Source organism: Streptomyces sp. NPDC058741 (genome assembly GCF_042746715.1).
GTDB lineage: Bacteria > Actinomycetota > Actinomycetes > Streptomycetales > Streptomycetaceae > Streptomyces.
Genome location: NZ_JBHYQH010000053.1, coordinates 16,761 through 35,084 on the forward strand (window position 1 = coordinate 16,761; position 18,324 = coordinate 35,084).

Below are 18,324 nucleotides of genomic sequence, written 5' to 3' on the forward strand. Positions count from 1 at the left end.
AACGTCAGTCCTCGTGGATCTCGTCGTGCAGGCGGGCCGCCGAGCGCCTCCTCCCGCCGTCCGGGCCGTCGAGTGCCGAGCCGAACGCCCGGTCCCAGTCGATGTCCACGCCCCTGAGGCCTGTCGGGCCGCCGCTCGCGCGCGTCAGCGGCTCGAAGACGTCCATCACTCGGCGCGCCATCTGCGCACGCCCCTCCTGCACGGCCTCCAGCACGGAGGCCGCGAGCTGAGGGCCCGTCATGCCGCGGTACTTGTTGTCCGGGAACTTGAGCGCCGTCAGCTCGCCCTGAGGGCCCACGGTGACCTCCACGGCACGGTCCCGGGACCGGATCGTGGCCGAGGCCTCGGCGAGTTCGCTCTCGGCACGTGCGACCGCCTCCTGCACGGCGGTCAGCTCGGCCATGGCATCGGCCAGCTTCTTTTCCATCGACTCGCTCAACGGTTCCCTCTCCACCTGCTCGTACGCGATTCTGCCGTACGCGTGTGCGTAACGCGAACTGCCCCCCGTTTAAGGGCTACTGGGGGCATGCCCGAGATCGTCGCCGTACGGATCATCGTCCGATCACCGCGGGGGCACCGCCCTCGTCCGCACCCCACACGTCCTCGTCCTCCGGCACCCACGAGTCCCGTGCGCGGTCACCGCTCTGGGTCTGTGTCTGCCGGCCGGGCGCGCCGGCGCCACCACCGCCGGCCATCGGCGGGAGGAACGGCATGCCACCGGCGGTCGGGGAGCCGGTGGCGACGCGCACCTCGTCGTCCGCGTAGCGACCGTTCCTGACGGGCGCGCCCGCACCGGGCCGGGGCCGGCGGTTCTTGACCACCTCGCCGTCGATGACGTTGCGGACGCGCTCGCCGGAGTCCGACTGGCCGCCCCCGCCCCCCATACCGCCGCCCATGCCGCCACCCATCGGCGCACCCATACCGCCGCCCATGCCGCCACCCATCGGCGCGCCTGCACCGCCGCCCAGGTCGCCCATGGCCCCACCGCCGGGACCGGGGAACGCACCGGTGTTGAGGAACGGGCGGTTGTGACTGGGGGTGGTCGTTCCGCCGGAGGCGCCACTGCCCGCCAGGGGTGACTCGTAGGGCTTGTCGTCGAACAACTCCTCCTCGTAGGAGTAGTCGTAGGACGGAGGCGTGTAGTCGAGCGAGCCGTTGTCGAGATGGCCCGAGCCGATGACGGACGGGCCGGAGTCGTCCAGGTAGCCGGAGACGGTCGAGCCGTCCGGGCGCGTGATGGTCGTGCTGCCGGTGTCCGGGTTGATCGTCTGGGTGGAGCCGTCCGGCAGCTCCGTGACCACGTTGCCGCCGGCGTCCAGGTGTGTGGTGCCACCGCCGGGGGTGGGCAGCAGGTCGCCGGTGTTGAGCGGGCCGGAGATGGTCGTTCCGTCGGGCCGGGTCAGGGTGGAGGATTGGGTGGCGGGGTCGATCGTGACGGTGGAGCCGTCAGGGTAGTCCGTGATCACCCGGCCACTGGAGTCGATGCGCGACTCGCCGGCGCCGGGAATGTCCAGAACGCCGTCGTTGACGGGTCCGGAGATGCGAGTGGACGACAGGTCGGGCAGATCGTTGCCGCCGAAGAGGTCCCGACGGGAGTCGTCGAACGCGGTCCGCGCCTCCTCCTGCCTCTTCTCCTGCTCCTGGCGGATCTCCTCCTGCCTGGCCTCCGCCTCCGCCTGCTTCTGATCCTGCCTGGCCTGCAGTTCGGCCTGCTTCTGCTCGGCTTCCTTCTCCTTGGCCTCCTGCTTCGCCTCCTGTTCAGCCTGCCTGGCCTCCGCCCTGGCCTCGGCCTCGGCCTGCTTCTTCTCCTGTTCGGCCTGCTGCTGCTCCTGTCGCTCTTCCTGCTCGGTACGGATGCGGTCCTGCTTGGCCTCCTGCTCGGCACGGATGCGGTCCTGCTTGGCCTCCTGCTCCGCCTGTTTCTGTTCGGCCTCCTTCTCCTTGGCCTCCTGCTCGGCCTTGGCCTCGGCTTCCTTCGCCTCCTGCTCGGCCTTGGCCTCCTCCCGCTCCCTCTTCGCCTCCTCCTGCTGAGCCTTCGCCTGGTTCATCTGCATCATCTGGAAGTTCTCCGCACGGGCCTGGACTTCCGTCTGCTTGGCCTCCTGCTCGGCACGGATGCGGTCCTGCTTGGCCTCCTGCTCGGCACGGATGCGGTCCTGCTTGGCCTCCTGCTCGGCCTGTTTCTGTTCGGCCTCCTTCTCCTTGGCCTCCTGCTCGGCCTTGGCCTCGGCCTCCTTCGCCTCCTGCTCGGCCTTGGCCTCGGCCTCCTTCGCCTCCTGCTCCTTCTTGGCCTCCTCGGCCTCGGCCTCCTGCTCGGCCTCCTTGGCCGCCGCCTTGGCCTCGGCCTCCTTCTCCTTGGCCTCCTGCTTGGCCTCCTGCTCCGCCGCCTTCGCCTCGGCCTCCTTCTCCTTGGCCTCCTGCTCGGCCTTGGCCTCGGCCTCCTTGGCCTCCTGCTCGGCCTTGGCCTCCTTCTCCTTGCGCTCCGCCTCCTCCTTCTCCTTCTTCCGCTCCTCCTCCGCCTTGGCCGCCTGGTCCTTCTGCCACTGCATGAACTCGTCCTGCTTCTTGGCGGCGGCCTCGGCCTCGGCCTTCGCTTCGTCCTCCTTCTTCTTCGCCTCCTCTTCCGCGACTTCGGCCTTCTCCTCCTTGTAATCCGAGGCGAGAGTGCTGCTGGTGCCCCGGGACGTCACGGATCCCAGGTCGAAATTACTCTTGCTCCAACTGTTGCGCACCGTCTCCATGGCCGCTTCTGCCGCCACGTCGAGGTTGTCCTGCACGGTCTGCTGCCATATTTCGAGGGCCTTGTTTCCGATTTTCTCCCAGGTGCTGAGCTCCTTGAGGTCGCCGAACTCATCGGCCGCGACGCTCAGGGGCATGTCGCCGCTGCCCTTGATCTCCTGGATGGCGGCCTTGTTGCTGAAATCCCCTTCCGCGATGTAGTTCGTGCGGTATTTGTTGACTTCCCCGCGGGTCGCCCCGTTGGACTCGATCTCGTAGGTGATCTTGGTGATGTTCCTGTCCCAGACATAGTCCATCACCGCGGACAGCAGTTTATGCAGGACGATCAGCGGGTTACCGTACTCCCACTGCCACTTCATCCAGACGTCGTGGAGATCCGCCACCGCCCCCGCGAGGGCCTTCTTGGCCTGTTCGATCTCTTCACCCTGCTTGGAGGAGCCCTCCCGACTCGAACGCATGGCCTCCGCATAGTCCGAGTACTGCTGGTTGACCTTGTTGACGAGGTCCCAGAAGACGCCCGCCGCCTTCCCCCGCCAGGCGTCGTCCTTCTCCCTGCCGAGCAGGCTCTGCCACTCCTCCACGACCTTCTGCTGCGTGTCGAAGAACTGGGCGACCCGGTGGAAGGCACCGGCCACCCTGTCGAAGTTGGCGAGGGTGACGGAATCCGCGTCCGCCACGTCCTTGCCGTTCCAACTGAAGCCGTAGGTACCCAAATCCTCTTCGTTGCGCAGTTTCTCCAGAGCCAGCCCGGTACCGAAGGCGTACTGAGTCAGGGAAGTGCTGTCCCAGGTCGGCTTGCCGTCCATTCCCAGGTGGCCTTCGATATTGCTGGAGAACTGCCCACCCTCGTAGTGGCCATGACTCGGCATCCTGCCGTCACCCTTGCTGCCGAGCAGGGTGATACGGGCCTTATACATGGAGACATCGGAACCCGCACCACCCGACGCGTGATAGAAGGGGATGACGAAGTCGGTGTTCTGGATGTCGGAACCAGCGTTCTCGTGGTACCAGTTCAGGTCTTCGGTGTCGACATAGTCGACATAGCCCACGTCGGATATCTCCACCTTCATCAGTGGAATACCTTCGTTACCGACAAGCGTGTCAAATAGCGTGCTCCTGTCCGGCGCCGTGTATCCCGTGAAGAAGCTGACCGCCTCGGACCACTTGTCCCTGGTGCTGGAGAGTTCTTTGGTGATCTTATCCTTTTTGAGCGCCATGCCAGGCTGCCTTTTCGGTCAGGGCGGATGGGGGGAAGCGAACCGGTCGGGTGAATGCGGTGACAGGGCGTCGGCGGACGCGTGGAGGGACGGCTGCGCTGAGTGAGCGCGGGGCTCAGTCCTCTTCCTTGTCGACGTTCGAGCCGCCGCTGCTTTCGGAGAGCACCTCGTCCGCGCCCTCGAAGAAGTCGATGAACTTCTTCCCGTCGATCTTCTCCAGGTTGTCGTCCTGGGTCTTGAACATCTCCGCGATGGTGTCCTTGAGGTTCTCCTCGATCTCCTCGAAGAGAGCGACCTGGAGTCTGAGGATCTCGTCGAGCTGGTCCACCAGCCCGTTCAGGGACGTGATCACGTAATTGCCGTTGGTCCGGGGCGTCTCTTCAGTCGCCATCATCCCGATCGCGAGCGGCACCTTCTGGCCGTCGTAGAAGCCCGGTGCCGTTTCAGCTCCGTCCCCCGCGTCGCCCTGCAGATTCGGGATCCCGGGTACGAGGTCCCCTTTCGGTGATTTCCCGTTCTCCCTCATCTTCTTGATCTCGTCGAGGAAGGGGGTGACTTTTTCGTCGAGGAAGTCCTGCAGCCAGGCCTTGTTGAGATTGACTGCGGGGGGGTTGTCCGCCATGCCGTACTACTCCTGTCTCCATAGGGTTCCGTCGGCTTCCCGGGCGTTCCGCGCGGTCGGGTGGCGCCGACCATCCACGCGGAGCGGGGACGGCGGCACGCCGGCCTCACGACAGCGGGCGGCCGCTCGCGTGACACACGCGGACGGCCGCCCGAAGAGAACCAGGGGCGTGTCGCCCTCCGGTCAGCTGCCGATGCGCACGCTCTCCCACAGCGATGTCAGGGACCTCTCGCTGTACTGGTAGCTGCCGGAGACGTCGGTCAGCAGGGCCGAGTTCTCGGCGAGGATGCGCTTCATCTCCTCGACGGCGTTGTTCCAGGACGCCTGCTTCTGGGCGTACACCGCCTTGTCCTCACCTTCCCAGGTCTTCTGGAGCTCCTGCAGCTCCGCCTCCAGGTTGGTGAGGATGCTGTCGATCGCCTTGGTCTGGTGGACCATGTCGTCGGCGGCGTTCTCCATGTGGGAGTAGTCGACGTAGATCTGTCCGTCGGTGAAGTCAAGCGGGGGGGTCATGGTGGTCCTCGTCTCGCGCCGGGTAGTGCAGAGGGGAAGGGTGTCGCGGCGCCCGGGTGCCGGTCAGGGATCCGGGAGCGGGAGCGGTGATCAGCGACCGGCGGTGGAGCCCGCCAGTGCGTTGAAGATCTCCTCGGAGCGGTTGTACGCCTGCTGGATGGACTCGTTCGCGGTGGCCTGCTGGATGCCCTGCGCGCGCATCGTCTCCTCAAGCGTCGTGATCATGTCGCGGAGGTTGCCGGAGATGATCTCCGCCTGCGCGTCCCACCGGTCGAGCAGCTTCTGGAACGCGCCACCGTCGCTACCGGCGTAGCCGGAGGACAGGTTGTGCTTCATGTTCTCCACGTCCTGGCGGCTCTTCTGCACGCCGGTGAAGGCCATCTCCAGCGCGGTGACACCGTTCTGTGTCGCTGATGCCAGTGACTGCTGTCCGCCTGTGCCTGCCATGTGCCTGCTCCTCCTGGAGTGTCACGCCACCGGTCCTCGGACGCGGACAGCGCGGTGCGTGCCCGGACGCGGCCGGAGGACCGACGTCCGGATGGTTCGGACTAATGGAGCCTAAGGAGAAAGGAGTTGGCGATTCAATGGCCTGAGTCACCTTCTCGGCTCCGACCGGATGCTTCAGTCCCGCCACGGCGGGGTTCCAGGGCGAAGAACTCCACCCCGCCCGCCGTCCGAGACCTCGTGCCTTCCCGTTCCAGGACGTCCGACGCTCCCGTCACGTTGCGAGGGCACGATCAATTCCTCTGGTGCTACGTCATGTTCACCTTCCTTCCCGGTCCCGAGGCCTTCTCCTGCCCCACCACGCGGCGGACAGGCGGCGCTTTCACTTCCGGTCGCAGCGCGGAGTGGTGTTCCGGCTCCGCCCCGTGGCCGCGGCCTCCTTGGTCAGGTCCGGCCCCGTCGGCAGCATCGCCAGCAGTGGCGCCGGAAGACCGCGCACCTGGTTCTGCGTGTAGCCGAGCGCCCCGAGCGCCTCCGCCGTACCCACCCGGTATTTCATCCCGGTGTCCGTCACCAGATAGACGGTGGTCCCGACCTTGCTCCCGCTCGCCCCGAGCACGCGCACCAGGGAGCCGCCGCCGGGCCGTACGGTGATCGTGCCGACCGGCATGCAGGCCGGGGTGAGTCCCTCGGGCGGCGCCTGGGCGGCCGGGCCCAGGGAGCCCGTCCCGGTCAGGGCCACACTGATCCGCGGACCGCGCTCGCCCGTCTCGATCCGTACGCAGACGGTGTGGTCCTCGCCGAGGGCCACCGCCTCCGGAGGCGCCGAGGGCAGGTCCGGCTCCCCGGCGGTCTCACCCGCCCCCGGGGCCAGATGGCCGCTCAGCACGTCCGCGCCCAGGGCGGTCAGCTTGGCCGCACCGCCCCCGTAGACCTTCTCGCGGGTCTCCGGGTCTCCGAGCACGAGCGCGGCACCGGTCGACGTGAGGGGGGTCAGCCCCTCCTTGCGCAGCAGGTAGTAGCGGTCGGCGGAGCCCGGCACGGTGACCCGGAACACCTCACCGATCCGGGACTTCCGGCCACCGAGCGACGGCCCCTCCTGGCCCTTGCCGGGTACGTCCGGCGGGCGCAGGTCGGGGCCCGACGGCAGGGCGTTCAGGAAGGCCGCCGAGACGGGGAGGCGCGGGGTGGAGCCGTAGCCGAGGGCCTCGCGCGCGCGGCTGTCCTCGTCGAGCCGGAGCTTGCTCCCCCGCCACACCAGATAGCCGGCCTTGTCCGGCCCGGTCACCAGCATGCCCTTGCCGGTGGGCAGGCCGGCGGCGTCGGCCGGAGCGCCGACTGCGACGGTGGTGCCGGTGGCGCCCGTCACGCTGCCCGAACAGACCCGCCACGGACCGGTGTCCAGGTCCCCGCTCCCGGGCAGCGCGTCCGGGGCGCCGGTGATGCCGACGGGTGACCCGTGCGGCGTCCCCTTCAGGGAGGCGGAGCCGACCGTCACCACCTTCATGTCGGCGCCCCCGAGCAGCCGCGCCGAGGCGTAGTTGCGCACCGGACGCAGCCGCCCGTCCAGGTAGAGGTAGCGGGACCCGGTGTCCTTGTTCACGACGAGGGTCCCGGCCGCTCGCCAGGAGTCCTTCGTGCCGGGCTTGAGCAGGCCGAGGACGAAGGACCCGGCCGACAGGAGGACGGCGATCACGATGCCGATCACCACCCCCCGGTTGGTCCGCCCCTGCGGGCTCTCCGGAGCGTCCGGATCCGCGCGCAGCATGCCCGAGGTCAGCCGACCCATGACGAACATGTGCGCGTGCACCTGATCGCGTTTGGACTGCATGACAGCGTGTCTCCCTTCCGGTCAGCCGTTGATGGACCGCAGGGTGCTGTACACGCCGAGCACCCACAGGGCGAGCGGCAGCATGCTGATCGCCAGGGCCGAGTGCAGCAGTTCGCCGACGCGGCCCCAGTACGGAACCAGCCGGCGGCCGGGGACGGTCCAGGCGGCGATCGCGAGCGCCGCCGTGGCGGCGAGCAGGCCCGCGGCCGTCGCCAGCCGGGTACCCGCCGTGGCGGCCGGGGCGGCGACCAGCACCAGCAGGACCAGTCCCGCGACGCCCGGAACCACCAGCGACATGCGCTGCCAGATGTTGCCCAGCCCGCGGGCGTGCAGGATGAGCAGCAGGGACAGCGCCACCGTCATGATGATCTCGGCCGGTTCGCGTTCCCGGGCGAGGCCGACGAGGCATCCGGCGCCGACCACGCCCACCGCCCCGTACAGCGAGGTCATCCAGCCGTCGGCGAGAATGGCGCGGGACGAGACCACGGAGGGGGCGTGCGGCTCGATGCCTTCCTGGAGCTGCTGCGCGTTGGTCGGCAGGGGCGGCATGCGCATCCCGGACATCCGGAACGCCAGCGAGGGAACGAAGGCGCCCAGGACCACCGCCAGGACGGCGGTGATCGCGGCGGTGTGCACGGGCGCCAGGTCGGTCGTGATGAGCGGGACGGCGGCCAGGGCGGCGAAGACCGAGACGACGGCGATGCCCAGGAAGAGTGCGGCGAACGCCGCCACGATGGCGAGTGCGAGCACCGCCCCTCCCGCCGCGGCGGCGCCGGCGGCGAGCAGCCGGGCACCCAGCGTCTCGTGCGCGTGCGGCCCGCTGAGCGCGCCGCCCGGCAGCAGCCACCCGGCCAGGGCCAGGTAGGGCCCGACCATGAAGCCCAGCGCGGCTCCGGCGCCCGCGTCCCCGACCGCCCGGCTCGCCGCGCCCGCACCCGCGAGCAGGAGCAGGCCGGCGGCGGTCGCGAACACGGCCCGGGACAGCGCGGAGCCGCCGGGCCACGCGATCACCACCATGCCCGCGGCGAGGACCGCCACCGCCACGCCGAGCAGCACCCACCGGCTGACCTTGGGGGTCCAGCCGAAGGGGTGGTCCCGCATCGTGGTGGCTATGCCGTCGACGAGATCGTCGAGGTGCACCTCGGGCAGGGCTTCGGCGCGTGGTCGGAGGTAGAGGGTGTCGCCGTCGCGCAGACCGTAGGAGTCGAGGGTGCGTTCCTCGTCCAGTGGTTCGCCGCCGAGCCGCTGGAGTACCCAGCCGCCGTGGTCGAGACCGGCTTCCTCGAGGTCGTCCCCCGCGTATCCGAGCACCGCGGGCAGCAGGTCGGCCACGGGGACGTCGGCGGGCACGGCGAGATCGATGGTCCTGGCGGGGGCTCGTACCGTCAGACGGCACAGCTCTGCCACCTGAGTGTCAGTCATCGGGATGGCTCACGCTTCTCCGGTTACTGCTGCGAACGGTCAGGGAACGCCGTCTGACACACCGCCGGACAGTGACTGAGGGGACTCTGAAACCCCGGGATGGAACGGTAGTTGACGGTCGACACAATGATCGTAGTATCAACTACCTGCCCTGCGCGACGTGCCCCGGGACATGAGACCCCAAGTGACGGCGGGCTCACCGTCCGACGCGGCGCGGAAGACGTCGGGGTACGGACGCGGAAGACGTCGTGAACGGTCGGTGTACGCAGCGGGCTCCGTCGGGCGCCGTGAGGCCGGCCCGCGATCGGTGGTGCAGCGGGATGGTGACGCGGCGGGACACCTGGCACGGCTGCCGGCCGACGCCTGTCGGAGCCCGGTCGTCGTGGGCCGGAGGCGCGGCGTAGGGTGCGTGCGACAGCGAGGCCCGTCCGGCGTCCCGGCGCGGTGCCGACCGGGACGGGTGCCGCCGGCGGCGACGTCGACGTCGTTCCGCCCGCTCTCCCCCCTTGACCCGTAAGGAGACGGTTCCTTGAGTGTGGTCCTGTTCCGCCGCCCGGCCCGACGCCGGGGCCCGGAGATGCCCGACGGGGAACTGAATCTCCAGGAACCGCCGATCCTCCCCGAGACGGTGCCCGACACCTCCGCCGTGTGGACGTACCTCCCCATGGCCCTGATGTCGGTCTCGATGATGTTCATGTTCATGCGGCCCGGCATGACCCGGGGCTCCGGCGGGTTCATCTACATCGCCCTGGGTCTGATGGTGCTCGGGGCCGCGGCGATGTTCATCGGCCAGTTCATGCGCAAAGCCGCCGAGCGCAAGCAGAAGCTGAAGGGCGAGCGCCGCGACTACCTGCGCTACCTCACCCAGATCCGGCGCAAGGTCCGCGGCGCCGTCGTGGACCAGCAGCTGGCCCTGGCCTGGCGGCACCCCGAGCCCGCCGCCCTGTGGTCCATGACGGGCACCACCCGGCTGTGGGAACGCCGGCCCCGCGACGAGGACTTCGGGGAGGTGCGGATGGCCGTCGGTGAGCAGAAGCTGAGCCTGAAGCTGACCCCGAACACGACCAACCCCGTCGAGGACCTGGAACCGCTCAGCGCGCACGCCCTGCGCAGCTTCATCCGCGCCTACTCGACGGTGCCGGAACAGCCCATCGCCATCTACCTGCGGGCCTGGGCCCGGGTGCTGTTCCGGGGCGACGAGGAGCGGATACGGTCGGTGACCCGGGCACTGCTCGCCCAGCTGGCCACCTTCCACTCGCCCGACGACGTGTGGATCGCGCTGTGCGTGTCCGACGAGCGGCGCGCGCACTGGGAGTGGACCAAGTGGCTCCCGCACAGCCTCCACCCGCACGACATGGACGGTGCGGGTCCCACCCGCATGACCGTCTCCGCCCTGGGTGAGCTGGAGAACCTGCTCGGCGCCGAGTTCATGGAGCGGCCTGCGTTCGACCCGGACGCCGTACCCGGGCGCGAGGAACCCTTCACCGTGATCGTGGTGGACGGGGGCACCGTCCCGGCAGGCCACCGCCTGGACGGCTCCGGCTTCCGCAACGCGGTCGTCCTGGACCTGAGCGGCGCCCTCTCCTGGCGGCCCGGCCGGATCACCCTGCGTTTCGAGGTCGGCGAGGACGATCTCGGGCTGGTGCGCACCGACCGCGAGCGCAAGGAGCAGACCACCCGGCTCGGCAGGCCCGACCGCCTCGGCCTGATGGGCGCCACGTCCCTGGCGCGGCGGCTCGCCCCGTACCGCATGGGCCTGGGCACGGCCTCGGACTCGTCCGAGCCGCTGTCCGCGAACGTCGAGCTGACCACGCTGCTGGGCATTCCCGACCTGCACCGCCACGATCCGGAGACGCTGTGGCGGCAGCACACCGGACCCACCCGGCTCAAGGTGCCCATCGCGGTCGGCGCCGACGGCGAGCCGGTCGAGCTGGACATCAAGGAGTCGGCCCAGGGCGGCACCGGTCCGCACGGCATGCTGATCGGGGCCACCGGCTCCGGCAAGAGCGAACTGCTGCGCACCCTCGTCCTGGCGCTCGCCCTGACGAACTCCTCGGAAACTCTGAACTTCGTCCTCGTGGACTTCAAGGGCGGTGCCACCTTCCTGGGTCTGGACGAACTCCCCCACACCTCCGCCGTCATCACCAACCTGGCGGGTGAGGCCGCCCTGGTGTCCCGCATGCAGGACGCCCTGCACGGTGAGCTGATGCGCCGTCAGGAACTGCTGCGTTCGGCGGGCAACTACACCTCCGCGCTGGACTACGAGAAGGCCCGCGCCTCCGGCGTTCCGCTGGAACCGCTGCCCAGCCTCTTCGTCGTCGTCGACGAGTTCAGCGAACTCCTGGCGGCTCACCGGGAGTTCATGGAGCTCTTCGTGATGATCGGCCGCCTCGGCCGGTCCCTCGGTGTGCACCTCCTGCTCGCGTCACAGCGCCTGGACGAGGGCCGGATGCACCAACTGGAGAGCCACCTGTCGTACCGGATCGGTCTGCGTACGTTCTCCGCCATGGAGAGCCGCGGGGTCCTCGGCGTGCCGGACGCGTACCAGCTTCCGCCGGCGCCCGGCAGCGGCTTCCTCAAGTCGGGTGTGGAGGCGCTGACCCGCTTCCGGGCCGCGTACGTCTCCGGCCCGTACCAGCGAAGGGGTGGCAGCGCCAACCAGGCACGGGTGGCCAGCCAGACCGTCCCGTGGACCAGTGGCTACGTGGTGCCGCGCCGGCTGCCGGACACCCCGGCCCCCGAACCCGCCCCCGAGCAGGAGGAGACCGGGGACACCCTGCTCTCGGTGGCCGTGGAGCGGCTGCTGAACGCCGGGCCGCCGGCCCACCAGGTGTGGCTGCCACCGCTTGACCTGCCCGCCACCCTCGACCAGGTGCTGCCGCCGCTCACCCCCGACCCCGAACTGGGCCTGACCACCGTGGGATCGGGGCACCGGGGGCGGCTCACCATCCCCATCGGCATCATCGACCGCCCCTTCGACCAGCTCCGCGACCTGCTCACCGTCGACCTCTCCGCCGCGGGCGGTCACATCGCCATCGCGGGCGGACCGCAGAGCGGCAAGAGCACGATGGTGCGCACGATCATGACCGCGCTGGCGCTCACCCACACCCCCCGCGAGGTGCAGTTCTACTGCCTCGACTTCGGCGGTGGCACACTCGCCGGGCTGGCCGGCCTGCCGCACGTCAGCGGGGTCGCGGCACGCCTGGACACCGAGCGGGTCGGCCGTACGGTCGCCGAGGTCACCACGCTGCTGGCGGAGCGCGAGCGGTTCTTCCTGGACAACGGCATCGACTCCATGGCGACCTTCCGGCGCCGCCTCGCCGCCGGGGACTTCCCCGAGCACCGGCACGGGGACGTGTTCCTGGTGGTCGACGGCTGGTCGACGGTGCGTCAGGACTTCGACCGCTACATCCAGACCTTCGGGGCGATCGCCGCCCGCGGCCTCAACTACGGCATCCACCTGATCGTCACCACCGCCCGCTGGGTGGAGCTGACCTCCGCCATCCGGGACCAGGCCGCCACCCACCTGGAGCTCCGGATGGGTGACCCCATGGACTCCGAGATCGACATGCGGCGCGCGGCGGCCGTACCCCGGCTGCCGGGCCGCGGCCTGACACGCGACGCCAAGCTGCACTATCTCACCGCACTCCCCCGGATCGACGGCGTGGAGTCCGCGGACGACCTGTCCGACGGTGTGGCCGGTCTGGTGGCGGCGGTGCGGGAGAGCTGGCAGGGCCCGCCGGCCCCGCCGGTCCGGATGCTCCCGACCCGGCTGCCCCTCTCGGCGCTCCCGGCCCCGAAGGGCGACTTCAAGATGCCCGTCGGCCTGGAGGAGGAGCGTCTGTCCACCGTGTGGCACGACTTCTCCGAGACCCCGCACATGATCGTGGTCGGCGACGCGGAGAGCGGAAAGACCAACATGCTGCGCCTGACGGCCAAGGCCATCATGGACCGGTACACCCCGGCCGAGGCGCGCATCATGGTCGTGGACTACCGCCGCGAGCTGGTGGAGGCGATCCCGGACGAGTACCGCCTGGGTCACGCGGTGTCGATGGACGCCCTGAAGGAGCTCATCGCGGGCGCCGCCCGCGCGGTGACGGCCCGGGTGCCGGGCCCGGAGATCACACCGGCCCGGATGCGCACGTGCGACTGGTGGGACGGTCCGCGGCTGTTCATCCTCGTGGACGACTACGACATGCTGGGCACGAGCGCGATGAACGCGCCCTTCGACCCGCTGCTGAACCACCTCGCACTCGGCTACGAGGTCGGCCTGCACATCGTCGTGTCCCGCTCCGCCGCCGGCGCGGGCCGGGGACTGGGCGAACCGATGCTGCGCCGTATGCAGGAGGTCAACACCCCGACGCTGCTGCTGTCGTGCCCGCCGTCGGAGGGCTTCATCCTGGGCAGCGTCAAGGGCCGGAACCTGCCGCCGGGCCGGGGTACGCGGGTGACGCGCCGCAAGCAGATCCAGGTGCAGACGGCGGTGCTGGAGGACCAGGAGCCGTAGGGGTTTCCCACACAGGCGCGCGGTGTGGCGGCGTCCGGTACGGGCTGATCACCCGCACCGGACGCCGCTGCTCCTCCCGCGCTCGTGTGTCAGGACCCCCAGGCGGCGCCGGTCCGGGCAGGACGGCCGCGCTTCGCCGTGCGACGGCCGGTTCCGGCGGTCCCGGGCCCCGCCAGGCGGGCGGCGCCCCGCGGCCGGTCAGCTGCCCGCCGCGCGCCAGTTCCGTGCCCGGCCCCGCGGGATGACCACGGCGCCCACCGCCACCAGGAGCACCAGCCCGGTGCCCACGGCAGCCACCATCAGAGCCCGGGTGCGCGGCTGTGTGGCGGGCGGGGCCGGGACCACCGCCCGTTCCGGCCGGGGCGCCGCGGCCCTGGCGTCCGTCAGTACGGCCGTCAGCGCGCCGTACGGGTCGAGCCGTGGCGGGGCCGCCGGGTACGCCGCCTCGGTCAGGCGGCGCGAGACCTCCGCGGCCTTCAGGTCCGGATAACGCGCCCGGACCAGCGCCGCCGCCCCCGCGACGTGCGCGGCGGCGAACGAGGCGCCCGAGCCGATGAAGTGGCCCGGCCCCTTCGGTCCGATGCTCACCACCGCGTCGCCGGGCGCGGCCAGGTCCGCCCCGTCCACCAGCGGGGCGTCGGCCGGCCGGCCGCCGTCCGGGCCGTAGTCCGTCACGGCCAGCACGCCGGGCGCCGCCGCCGGCCAGTACCAGGGCGCCGGCTCCGCGTCCCGCTCCAGCGCGTCCGGCGCCAGCGGAGCCACCACCAGCGCGTCCTTGCCGCTCGCGTACGCGACCGCCTCCGTCAGCCGCGCCTTGCCGCTGTCCAGGGCCGCGGCGACGTAGATGACGCCGGCGCCCTCGTCGGCCGCCCGGCGTATCGCGTCGGCGACCTGGCCCGCCGTGCTCCCGCCGCGCTCACCGGTGCCGCGTACGGCCAGGATCCGGGCCTTCGGCGCCAGCCCCGCCGGGCCCCCGTCCTCGCCGGGCGTCGCCGCGATCAGGCCGGCCGCGAACGTGCCGTGCCCGACGCAGTCCTCGCCGGCCGGCCCGATCGCGCTCACCCGCCCCGACAGCGCGGGCGCCGCCTCGGCCACTCCCGTGTCCACGACCGCCACCGTCGTCCCCTCGCCCTGGGAGAGCGGCCGGGTGCGGGCCGCGCCCAGAGCGCCCAGCGCCCACGGCTCGGCCGTGGCCTTCTCGCTCGACACCGAGGCGCAGGTGTCGTCCTCCGCCAGGACGGAGCGCACGACCGGCAGTCCCACGGAGTCGGCCGCGGCGGGCACGGCCCCGACGACGCCCAGCACGGTCGCTGTCGCGGTCATCAGCAGGGGGGCGGCCACAGCCGTGGCCCAGGGGCGGCGGCGGGGATCAACTCGGACACGGGGCATGGCGCGCATGATAGGCGCCCCGTCCGACGGCGCGTCGACCGGGACGTGGACGCGGACGACGTAACGGGACGTAGGCGCGGTACCGGCCCAACTCTTCGGTCTCTCCTGGAACATCGCCTCGCCGGTCCCGTAGCCTTCGTCGCGTGCGCACAGCCGTACGTACCCACGACGCGGAACAGTCCCCGTGTCGGCCCCCTCAGAGGCACACGGCGGCGGCACCACTAGGAGGAGGAACGAGCGTGTCACGGCAGTTGCTCAGGGTCGGATCGGGACAACCGGACAGCTTCCGAACGATCGGTGAAGCCCTGGACATGGCACGCACGGGTGCGGTGATCCGGGTCCATCCCGGCCGCTACCCGGAGAACCTGACGGTCAGGACCCGGGTCACCATCGTCGCCGACGGCGAGCCCGGCAGCGTCGACATATGCCCCCGCCGGGGCACCGCCGTGGTCCTCGTCGCCGACGCCGTCATGCTCACCGACCTGACCCTGCGGGGCGGGAGCGAGGATCTGCCCGTGGTCGACGCGCCGCGCGGCCAGGTCGCGATGGACGGCTGCACGGTCATCGGCTCCGGCTGGACCGCCGTGCTGGCCCGCGAGTCGGGTTCGGTGGCCATGCGCGACTGCCGGGTCAGCAACCCGAGGGGCGCCGGGGTCGTGGATTCCGCGCCCACCGGCAGCATCATCGCGGGCTGCCTCATCGAGAACCTCGGCACCTCCGGCGTCGTCATCGGCGCGGAGGCCCGGGCGACCGTACGGGACTGCCGGATCCGCGACGCCCGCGCCAACGGCGTGCTGACCTCCGACGAGGCGCAGGGCCTGGTCGAGGACTGCGACATCTCCGGAACGGACAAGCCGTCCATCGCCCTGGAGGGCCGCAGCGGCACCCGGGTCGTGCGCACCTCGGTGCACGACACGTCGGTCGGCCTCTACATCACCAGTTCCGCCCGCCCGGTGCTGGAGCACGTCACGGTCAGCGACACCACGGGCCCCGGCATCATGCTGGCGGCGAGCGCCGACCCCGAGTTCCTGAACTGCCGCACGTCACGCACCAAGGGCAGTGGTCTCACCGTCACCGAGCGCTCCAGGGGCACCTTCCAGGACTGCGAGTTCGACACCTCCGCCGCACCCGCCATCCGGGTGGTCAACTCCAGCGCGCCGTTCCTGACCGGCTGCGCGGTACGCGACTGCGCGGACGCGAGCGGTGCCGTGCTGCTGGAGGAGGAGTCGACGGCGGAGTTCGACGACCTGCTGGTCACGGACGCGGCCGGCACCGGCATACGGATACGCACCGGCGCCGACCCGCTGCTGCGCCGCGCGCGGATCACCTCGCCGGGCGGCCACGGCGTCGAGGTCGCCGAGGACGGGCGCGGCAGGCTGGAGCACTGCGAGATCGACCGGGCGGGCGGCTCGGCGGTACGCATCGTCTCGGGCGGCAATCCCGACATCCGCGACACGGTCATGCGGGCGGCGACCGACGCCACCGTCTCCGTCGGCCCCCAGGGCCGCGCCACCCTCCGGGACTGCCGTATCGAGTCCGCCGCGGCCGGCGGCGTCACGGTGGACAACGGCGGCGAACTCTCCGCGCTGCGCGCCCACATCACCGACTGCGGCGCCCACGGGGTGCTCCTCGCCAACGGCGCCCGCGCCACCCTCACCTCGTCCCAGGTCATCGGCAGCGTCGGCGACGGCGTCCGGATCGACACCGCCGAGCCCGTCACCGTCACGGGCTGCGCCGTCCGCGACAACCGCGGCGCGGGCCTCAGACAGACGAGGGTGAACGAACGGCTCACGGTCGAGAACCTCAACAGCAACGGCAACGTGGCCCCGGACGCGTGGGGCGACACCCTCCCGCCGGACGTGGCGACCAGCGGGTCCGGCGACTCGGCCAAGAAGCCCGAGGGTCCGCTGGAGGAGCTGGAGTCGCTGGTCGGCCTGACCGAGGTCAAGAGCCAGGTCCGGACCCTCGTCAACCTCAACCAGCTCAACCAGCGCCGCGCCCAACTGGGCATGCCCGTCCCCCAGATGAGCCGCCACCTGGTCTTCTCGGGCCCGCCCGGCACCGGTAAGACCACCGTGGCCCGGCTGTACGGGGGCATCCTGGCGGATCTGGGCGTCCTTCGGTCCGGGCACCTGGTGGAGGTCTCGCGGGCCGACCTGGTCGCGCAGGTCATCGGCGGTACGGCCATCAAGACGACCGAGGCGTTCAACGAGGCTCTCGGGGGCGTGCTGTTCATCGACGAGGCGTACACGCTGCTCTCCGACAGCAAGGGCTCCGGCGCCGACTTCGGCCGGGAGGCGGTCGACACGCTGCTGAAGCTGATGGAGGACCACCGCGACGACGTGGCCGTCATCGCCGCCGGCTACACCGGCGAGATGGAGTCCTTCCTCTCCTCCAACCCCGGCCTGGCCTCCCGCTTCACCCGCACCATCGAGTTCGCCAACTACTCGGTCGACGAACTGGTGACGATCACCGAGAACATGTGCGCGGGGCACCGCTACGCACTCGACCCCCGTACCCTGGACACCCTCGCCCAGCACTACGCACGCATGCCGCGCGACGCGACGTTCGGCAACGGCCGTGCGGCACGACGGGTGTTCGAGGAGATGGTGGACCGGCAGGCCTCCCGCCTCGCCGCCATGACGAACCCGGCCGAGAGCGACCTCACCCTCCTGCTGCCCGAGGACGTGGCGGCGGAGAGCAGCCCGGCCGACGACGGTCCCGGCTCGGAGGAACTGCTCGCCGAGCTGCACGCCATGATCGGCCTCACGGCGGTCAAGAACGAGGTGTCCGCCCTGGTCAACCTGCTCACGGCGACGAAACAGCGCAAGGCCGCCGGGCTGCCCACCCCGAGGATCAGCAACCACCTGATCTTCTCCGGGCCACCCGGTACGGGCAAGACCACCGTCGCGCGCCTGTACGCGGACCTGCTGCGCTCCCTCGGCGTCCTGCCCAAGGGGCAGCTGGTCGAGGTCGCCCGCGCCGACCTGGTCGGCCGCTACGTGGGCCACACGGCCCAGCTCACCAAGGAGGCGTTCGAGCGGGCCCTGGGGGGCGTGCTGTTCGTCGACGAGGCGTACACGCTCACCCCGGAGGGCGCGACCTCGGACTTCGGCCGGGAGGCAGTCGACACCCTGCTGAAACTGATGGAGGACCACCGCGACGAGGTCGTCGTCATCGCCGCCGGCTACACCCGCGAGATGCGCCGCTTCCTCGATTCCAACCCGGGCCTGGCCTCGCGGTTCTCGCGGACGGTGAAGTTCGAGAACTACTCGACGGACGACCTGCTGGAGATCCTGTCCAAGCAGGCCACCGACTACGGCTACGACTGCTCCCCGGAGGCGATGACCGCACTGCGCGGCTACCTGGACGCCCTGCCGCGCGACCACTCCTTCGGCAACGCGCGTACGGCTCGCCAGATCCTGGAGGGGATGATGACCCGCCAGGCGGGACGGATCGGCGCGATGTCCGCGCCGGGCCTGGACGACCTGCGACTGCTGATCGCGGAGGACCTGCCCCCGGAGGCGGTGGCGCTGCGCCACTGACGGGCCGGGCCGCGCGTGCCGGTGGGGGCGGCCCGGCCCCCGACCGGCGTGGTTCGCCGCCGGGGGCGGGTGCGGGCGCCCCGTCTCGCCCCGAC

At 70.9% G+C, this 18,324-nt stretch carries 10 protein-coding genes; 2 read left to right on the forward strand and 8 right to left on the reverse strand.

Going from position 1 to position 18,324, the window contains the following annotated elements; genetic code table 11:
• Positions 1 to 4: 4 nt before the first annotated feature.
• The 7 genes from ACFW6P_RS28790 to eccD all read right to left on the reverse strand — a co-directional run bounded on the left by ACFW6P_RS28790 (position 5) and on the right by eccD (position 8,788).
• Entirely contained in the window at positions 5 to 439 is a 435-nt protein-coding gene (locus ACFW6P_RS28790; protein WP_386425337.1) for a YbaB/EbfC family nucleoid-associated protein, read from the reverse strand.
• Between the two features lie 112 nt (positions 440 to 551).
• The gene (locus ACFW6P_RS28795; protein ID WP_386425340.1) at positions 552 to 3,956 is read right to left on the reverse strand and encodes an AAWKG family protein; all 3,405 of its coding nucleotides are present in this window, start codon (positions 3,954 to 3,956) and stop codon (positions 552 to 554) included.
• Positions 3,957 to 4,071: 115 nt separating this feature from the next.
• On the reverse strand, positions 4,072 to 4,578 hold the full coding sequence (locus ACFW6P_RS28800; RefSeq protein ID WP_386359353.1) for a type VII secretion system-associated protein: 507 nt from the start codon (positions 4,576 to 4,578) through the stop codon (positions 4,072 to 4,074).
• A 183-nt stretch (positions 4,579 to 4,761) separates the two neighbouring features.
• Positions 4,762 to 5,091, reverse strand: coding sequence for a WXG100 family type VII secretion target (locus ACFW6P_RS28805; RefSeq protein WP_386359354.1), 330 nt, complete (start codon positions 5,089 to 5,091; stop codon positions 4,762 to 4,764).
• 90 nt (positions 5,092 to 5,181) lie between these two features.
• Positions 5,182 to 5,538 carry a hypothetical protein gene (locus ACFW6P_RS28810; protein ID WP_386359355.1) on the reverse strand — a complete coding sequence of 119 codons (357 nt, stop codon included), beginning with the start codon at positions 5,536 to 5,538 and terminating at the stop codon, positions 5,182 to 5,184.
• Between the two features lie 379 nt (positions 5,539 to 5,917).
• Positions 5,918 to 7,366: a type VII secretion protein EccB gene (eccB, locus tag ACFW6P_RS28815; RefSeq protein WP_386359356.1), complete on the reverse strand. Its 1,449-nt coding sequence runs from the start codon at positions 7,364 to 7,366 to the stop codon at positions 5,918 to 5,920.
• 21 nt (positions 7,367 to 7,387) lie between these two features.
• Positions 7,388 to 8,788: a type VII secretion integral membrane protein EccD gene (eccD, locus tag ACFW6P_RS28820; RefSeq protein ID WP_386359357.1), complete on the reverse strand. Its 1,401-nt coding sequence runs from the start codon at positions 8,786 to 8,788 to the stop codon at positions 7,388 to 7,390.
• Between the two features lie 535 nt (positions 8,789 to 9,323).
• Between eccD and eccCa the strand changes: the two genes are divergently transcribed.
• Positions 9,324 to 13,295 carry a type VII secretion protein EccCa gene (gene eccCa, locus ACFW6P_RS28825; RefSeq protein WP_386359360.1) on the forward strand — a complete coding sequence of 1,324 codons (3,972 nt, stop codon included), beginning with the start codon at positions 9,324 to 9,326 and terminating at the stop codon, positions 13,293 to 13,295.
• 198 nt (positions 13,296 to 13,493) lie between these two features.
• Here eccCa and ACFW6P_RS28830 read toward each other — a convergent pair whose 3' ends face one another.
• Positions 13,494 to 14,693 (reverse strand): S8 family serine peptidase, encoded by a 1,200-nt coding sequence (locus tag ACFW6P_RS28830; protein WP_386359358.1) that lies wholly within the window; start codon positions 14,691 to 14,693, stop codon positions 13,494 to 13,496.
• A 230-nt stretch (positions 14,694 to 14,923) separates the two neighbouring features.
• Here ACFW6P_RS28830 and ACFW6P_RS28835 point away from each other — a divergent pair, with 230 nt between their 5' ends.
• Entirely contained in the window at positions 14,924 to 18,229 is a 3,306-nt protein-coding gene (locus ACFW6P_RS28835; protein ID WP_386359359.1) for a right-handed parallel beta-helix repeat-containing protein, read from the forward strand.
• Positions 18,230 to 18,324 lie beyond the last annotated feature (95 nt).